Source organism: Microbacterium sp. LCT-H2, assembly GCF_001866135.1.
Classification (GTDB): Bacteria; Actinomycetota; Actinomycetes; order Actinomycetales; family Microbacteriaceae; genus Microbacterium.
The window spans coordinates 159,224-165,225 of sequence record NZ_MODW01000006.1 but is presented as its reverse complement, the minus strand read 5'-3'; the positions used below and the strand labels follow the sequence as shown (position 1 = coordinate 165,225).

5 protein-coding genes and 1 pseudogene are annotated in these 6,002 nt (G+C 70.9%); 2 read left to right on the top strand and 4 right to left on the bottom strand.

Translation table 11 applies throughout. The annotated features are described in order from the left end of the window. Nucleotides 1–360: 360 nt before the first annotated feature. Nucleotides 361–1,695: a CoA transferase gene (locus tag BK819_RS14375; protein WP_143049320.1), complete on the top strand. Its 1,335-nt coding sequence runs from the start codon at nt 361–363 to the stop codon at nt 1,693–1,695. Between the two features lie 39 nt (nt 1,696–1,734). Here the strand turns inward: BK819_RS14375 and BK819_RS14370 are convergent, their stop codons facing one another. The 4 genes from BK819_RS14370 to BK819_RS14355 are packed head-to-tail and all read right to left on the bottom strand — an operon-like array spanning nt 1,735 to nt 5,352. Continuing rightward, on the bottom strand, nt 1,735–2,547 hold the full coding sequence (locus BK819_RS14370; RefSeq protein ID WP_071329727.1) for a DUF4184 family protein: 813 nt from the start codon (nt 2,545–2,547) through the stop codon (nt 1,735–1,737). 12 nt (nt 2,548–2,559) lie between these two features. Beyond that, nucleotides 2,560–3,861, bottom strand: a complete 1,302-nt coding sequence (tyrS, locus tag BK819_RS14365) for a tyrosine--tRNA ligase (protein ID WP_143049319.1) — start codon at nt 3,859–3,861, stop codon at nt 2,560–2,562. A gap of 52 nt (nt 3,862–3,913) precedes the next feature. Further along, nucleotides 3,914–4,711: a hypothetical protein gene (locus tag BK819_RS14360; protein WP_071329726.1), complete on the bottom strand. Its 798-nt coding sequence runs from the start codon at nt 4,709–4,711 to the stop codon at nt 3,914–3,916. Then, nucleotides 4,708–5,352, bottom strand: coding sequence for a SatD family protein (locus BK819_RS14355; RefSeq protein ID WP_071329725.1), 645 nt, complete (start codon nt 5,350–5,352; stop codon nt 4,708–4,710). Before BK819_RS14355 ends, BK819_RS14360 begins: the two co-directional genes overlap by 4 nt. A gap of 74 nt (nt 5,353–5,426) precedes the next feature. Here BK819_RS14355 and BK819_RS14350 point away from each other — a divergent pair. Continuing rightward, nucleotides 5,427–5,997 (top strand): annotated as a pseudogene (locus BK819_RS14350) (DUF1349 domain-containing protein). Nucleotides 5,998–6,002: the final 5 nt, after the last annotated feature.

Sequence of the window (6,002 nt, the reverse complement as noted above, 5' to 3'; positions counted from 1 at the left end):
CCGCAGGGCAACTTCTCTATCCTAGCCATCCCGACCCGCTTGTCAAATCGGCGCGCCGTGCGGATCGTGGATCCGCTGCGCAGCCGGTGACAGCCGCAGAAGGGGTGGATCTCCCATCCTAGGCGCAAGCGCCGGATCTCTCAAGTGAGAGTGGATCGGGAGTGGTTCTCCGCTTGAGGGGGGTGAAGCTCGGGGCTTCTCCGCTTCCCTGTGGGGCGAACAAGTAATAAGTTACGTGGATTCCGGGGGTCTGGCAAATCGGGCGCACCACCCCGGGCGTGTCGCGTGTGCCGCTCGAGGGGATTCTCCCGGGTCAGCCGTCGTTTCCGCCCGGATCGGTGCCGGAGTAGCATCGCGCGCATGCCCCCGCACGCTTCCTCTCACCCTGCCGACCTGCTGGCCAGTGTCTGGCGGGAGCTGGGCGCGGAGTCCTCATCCGCCCCTGCCCTCGCCGCCCTGCGAACCCTGGATGCCGTGCCGCTCCCGTCCCGCACCGCGACCGCAGAGCTGGCTCTCGCCAGCGTGGCCTCGGTCGTGCTCGCCGCCGGACTCGACCCGGCATCCATCGATCCCCGTCGAGTGGCCGTCGCCTATCGGAGCGACCGGTACCTGCGGGTCGACGGTGCTCCCCCGCCGGTGTGGGCGCCCCTCTCCGGATTCTGGGAGAGCGCGGACGGCTGGATCCGGACGCACGGCAACTACCCGCATCATGCTCGCGCGCTTCGCCACGCGCTCGGCCTGACCGATACGGCGGGTCCGGAAGCGGTCGCCCGCGGGGTGGCGGCCCTGTCGAGCGAGGCGGCCGTCGACCGGATCTCCGCAGCCGGTGGTCTCGCCGTCACCGTGCGCCGCGAGGACCCGGACATCGATCTCGCCCTGCGGAGCACTCCCCTCCTCGACGTCACGACCATCGAGCCCGCGGACGGACGGCGCGGCGAGCGACGGAGCCCGTCCCGCGGCGCCTCGGCGCGTATGCCCCTCGCCGGCCTCCGCGTCCTGGACCTCACGCGAGTGATCGCGGGGCCGGTGTGCACACGGACTCTCGCTCTCCTCGGTGCCGACGTGCTGCGTGTCGATCCCCCGCAGCTCCCCGAGCTCCCGTGGCAGCACCTCGACACCGGCCATGGCAAGCGCACGGCTCTTCTCGACGCCTGCTCCCCCGAACTGCAGGCCCTCCTGGAGTCGGCGGATGCGATCGTGCTCGGATATCGTCCCGCTGCTCTGGATCGGCTGGGCCTCTCCCCCGACGCTCTCGTCGAGCAGCACCCTGGTCTCGTCGTCGCACAGCTCAGCGCGTGGGGCACCGATCACCCCGACCGCGCCGGCTTCGACAGCCTCGTCCAGGCGGAGAGCGGAATCGCAATGATCGAGGGCGACGACGGACGGCCGGGCGCCCTCCCCGCCCAGGCGCTGGATCACAGCAGCGGATACCTCCTCGCCGCCGCACTCACCCGGCTGCTCCGTTCGCGCGACGGGCGCTCGCGTATCGTGCGCACCTCGCTGCGCCGCGTCGCTGCCGAGCTGCTCGGGTTGCCGCGCACGACCGATGTCGTGCGCGCTCCGGAGATCGACGCGTCGGCGCATCTCGCGCGATTCGACGTGGACGGGGTCCCGGTCGTGACGGCGGCACCTGCGCTTCCCGGGCTGACCTTCGACGCCCCGCACGCCTGGGGTTCCGACGCACCGCGCTGGTGAACCGGGGCCCGCGCCGCGGGAGGCATCGGGGAAGCGGGATCAGCCGGCGAGGCGCGGCCGTCGCACGGCGAGGACCACGCAGAGGACCAGGGTGAGGACGCCCCACACTGCGCAGGCGGGCGGCAGCACGCGGTACGCGAGATGCTGCAGCGTGAAGTCGGCGGAGAGCGGACCGAACGCGAGCAGACCGCCGACCCATGCGACCACGAGGATCACCGGCAGCGAGAGCCACCAGGCGACCCGCACGAACGTCGGAAGGATCTGCGGCGCACCCGCTCGCGGTGTCGCACGCCGCAGCCACAGCGCCGCCCAGATCGCCAGACCCAGCAGACCGAGGGCGCTGGAGGCATACTGCAGCCACTTGTATCCGTCGAACGGACCCCACGAGTCCGCGAGCGCGGGCACCAGATCGACGCCCCACCGCGACTCGTGCGTGAACGCATCCCAGAGGATGTGCGAGAGCACCCCCAACATCGCCGAGACCACGAGGAGGAACGGATACAGCGTTCGCGCGGCACGGTACCGCGAGCGGTCGTCACGGCTCACGGCTTCCACCGCGGCTCGGACTCCGTTCGCCTCCCACCCGGCGGGCAACCGCACGGTCACCCATCCCGGCAGCAGTTCGAGGGTCGCCGGGCGCAGCAGGACGCGCCACAGCAGGAACAGCGCCAGCGCGAGCAACGACGTCCACACGACATTGACCGGATCGTGCAGGAACCCGTAGTTGAGGCCGACGTTGCGCAGGAACAGCGAGATGTCCGGTGTCATCGCTCCGATCGCGATCGCCGCGGGGACGAGCGGCGTGCGCACGAACGGCAGCGCGACGATCGCGTGACTCGGAGTGAACGGCATGCGCGGCCGGGGTCAGCCGAGGAAGACGCCGGCGAGCGTCTTCTTCCCGCGGCGGAGCACCGAGACGCCGCCGGGAAGCGTACCCTGCACGATCGCGGTGTCGTCCTCCACCCGCTCGCCGTCGAGGGAGACGCCGCCCTGCGCGATGGCGCGACGCGCCTCCGACAGACTCGACACCAGCCCGGTCGCGACGAGCGCGTCGACGACCGGGGTACCGGCGGCGACGGTCGCGTGGGGAAGCTCATCCAGGGCCGTGCGCAGGGTCGCCGCGTCGAGAGCGGTGAGGTCGCCCTGACCGAAGAGAGCCTCGGACGCCGCGATCACCGCCGCCGTCGCCTCCACGCCGTGCACCGTCGCGACGACCTCGAGCGCGAGGCGCTTCTGGGCGGCGCGGCGGAACGGCTCCGTCGCGACGAGCTCGGCGTACTCCTCGATCTCGGCCCTGGTCAGGAACGTGAACACCTTGAGGCGTTCGATCACGTCGGCATCGGCCGTGCTGAGCCAGAACTGGTAGAACGCGTACGGGCTCGTGAGCTCCGCGTCGATCCAGATCGCATTGCCCTCACTCTTGCCGAACTTCGTGCCGTCGCTGTTGGTGATCAACGGCGTGCCGATCGCGTGGACCGACGCCCCTTCGACCCGGTGGATGAGGTCGGTGCCGCTGGTGAGGTTGCCCCACTGGTCGGAGCCACCCGTCTGCAGCACGCAGTCGTACTGGCGGTAGAGCTCGAGGAAGTCGAGCCCCTGCAGGATCTGGTAGCTGAACTCGGTGTAGCTGATGCCGGCGTCGGAGTTCAGGCGCGCGGCTACCGCGTCCTTCTTCAGCATCGTGCCGACGCGGTAGTGCTTGCCGATCTCCCGCAGGAAGTCGATCGCGGAGAGCGGTGCGGTCCAGTCGAGGTTGTTCACCATGCGGGCGGCGTTGTCGCCCTCGAAGCTGAGGTACCGCTCGACCTGGCCGCGCAGACGATCGACCCATTCCGCCACCGTCTCGCGGGTGTTCAGCGTGCGCTCCGCAGTGGGCCGGGGATCGCCGATCAGGCCGGTGGAGCCGCCCACGAGACCGAGCGGCTTGTGCCCGGCGAGCTGAAGACGGCGGAGCAGGAGCAGCTGGACCAGGTGCCCGAGATGCAGACTCGGTGCCGTCGGGTCGAAGCCGCAGTAATACGTGACGGAGTCTCCCGCGAGCAGGGCGCGCAGCGCCTCCTGGTCGGTGGACACGTGGACGAGGCCACGCCACACGATCTCGTCCCACACGTTCTCGAACGTGGGGTCGATCGCCTGCGGCGCGGTCGTCAGAGCGGGAGTTGACACGCGCTCCAGGCTAGCAGCGCGCGACCGTCCCGCTGCGTCGCCGGCAGGGGTGTCAGCTGTGCGCCGCCCACCAGACGAGGAACGCGGCACCGAGACCGATCACCCAGCTCACGAGACTGCCGACGAGGAAGTATTCGGCACGGGCGCCGGTCTCCCCGTCGCGCGAGATCTCCGGGAACCGGACGATGCCCTTGGCGGCGAGCATGGCCGCGAGCACCGGGTACGCCGCGGCGAGCGTGAGGATCATCACGAGCACACGTTCCAGCGGGCCGATGAGTCTCCCGCCCTTGAAGCCGTGGCGCGGATCGGCCGGGGTGACCGCGGACACCGTGGCGGTCTCGCTGGCGTTCACTGCGGCGGACACGCGGTCCGACGACGCGTCGGGAAGAGACTCCGGAGCCGAGACCTCCGTCGGGCGCCAGGTGTGCTCGCCGTCGAGAGCAGCGCGGACGACGAGGTTGGCGGATTCGAGCAGGAAGACGCCGGCTCCGAGCGCGAGCACGACGAGGTCGAATGGGACCTCCCCGAAGGGCGAGCGGAGCGTCCAGATCTCACCGATGAGACCGCCGGTGTCGCGGGCTCCGCCCCAGAGCACGGCGCCGATGCTGAGCGCGGCCAACGCGACCGCGGGCCAGAATCCGGCCCTGGACGGCCCCACCTCCGGCATGCTCCAGACCCACAGTGCTCCGACGCCGAGCCCCAGGAGCGCGGGCAGCAGCGCGTCTCCGCCGATGCCGAGGAGGAGGATCACGGCCGCGGCGACGACGTACCCGACCCACCGTCGCGGCACGAACTGCCGGACGAGGTCGGTCGCGCCGACGGCGAGGAGGACGAAGCCCGCGAGGATCATGCGGACTCCCCCCGGAGCGCGGCCACTCCTTCGATGAGCGCGGCGGCTCCGGCGCTCCGCAGCGACTTGGACACGCTGGGCTGCGAGATGCCCTCCTCGGCAGCAAGCTCCTGCTGGGACCGGCCGATCAGCCGCCCGTACGTGAGGTGGCGCTCGCGCTCGCTCATCGCCCCGACGAGCTCGTCGCGCGCGAGCACGTAGGCGTTGGACACGGCGATCACGGTCTCCATGACCTCATCCTGACCCGGGGCTCCGACAATCCAGGTGCGGGTCCTCGGCACGGCGCGCTGTTCCCGTGCATGCACGGTCTCGATCGCCGCGCGGGCCGCGTACCAGCCGGGACCGTCGGCGAGCTCTCCGTGCACGGACGGCACGGGACGGACCTCGCCGATCCCGATGCCGAAGCGGAAGGCGAGCCCCTCGGGGAGCCGGAGCTGGACCATGAGGAGCGAGAGGAGCGCGTCGGGAAGCTCCCGGTAGACGCCCTGCTGCTCGTCCCCTACCGTGGGCGTGAGCGGCTGGGCCGCCAGCGGGCGGTCCCGTTCGACCTGAGCGATGGTCTCGTCCAGCGCACGCTGTGCGGCGCTCCGGTCTCCGAGTTCTCGGGAACCCACGATGTCGGCGATCACGGCGATGACCATGGGATAACCCTAACACGAATATTCGCGAGTTATGCCTTTTATGGCTATAGATAGGAAATATGCTCGATTTACGCATGATCCCCTGGTCCGACGGTACGTGGACCCACGCGCCCGCCACGACTCGCATCGACGGGCACCTCGACGCCACCGCCGTCGAGGGGAGCGACGCCTGGCGACACACCGCCTACGGCTTCGTCCACGACACCGAGCACGCGCTGCTCGCGCCGCTCGCGGTCGGCGAGGCCATCGAGGTGGCCTTCCGCGCGCCGTGGGAGGGGCAGTTCGACCAGGCGGGACTCTTCGTCCGCGCGGACGACGAGCACTGGATCAAAGCCGGGGTGGAGTTCGCCGACGGGCACCTCGGTCTGGGCGCCGTCGTGACCGCCGGCCGCTCGGACTGGTCGGTCGGCTACGTCGACGACCTGGCGCGACAGCGAGATCACGGTCCGGGTCAGCCGCTGGTCGGACGCGATGATCGTGCGCGCCCGCGCGGACGACGGCCCCTGGCGCCTGGTCAGGGTCGCCCCCTTCGACGGCGACGCCGCCGTCTCCGCCGGGCCCTTCCTGGCCGCCCCCACCCGCGCCGGTCTCACCGTGCGCTTCCTCCGATGGGAGCGGTCGGCCGCCGACAGCGACCTGCACTGAGGTCG

What these genes read in the sequence shown, in the direction of transcription:
- BK819_RS14355 (WP_071329725.1), bottom strand. Translation starts at nt 5,352, where the DNA reads ATGGTCATCGCCGTGATCGCCGACATCGTGGGTTCCCGAGAACTCGGA.
- BK819_RS14360 (WP_071329726.1), bottom strand. Translation starts at nt 4,711, where the DNA reads ATGATCCTCGCGGGCTTCGTCCTCCTCGCCGTCGGCGCGACCGACCTC.
- BK819_RS14370 (WP_071329727.1), bottom strand. Translation starts at nt 2,547, where the DNA reads ATGCCGTTCACTCCGAGTCACGCGATCGTCGCGCTGCCGTTCGTGCGC.
- BK819_RS14375 (WP_143049320.1), top strand. Translation starts at nt 361, where the DNA reads ATGCCCCCGCACGCTTCCTCTCACCCTGCCGACCTGCTGGCCAGTGTC.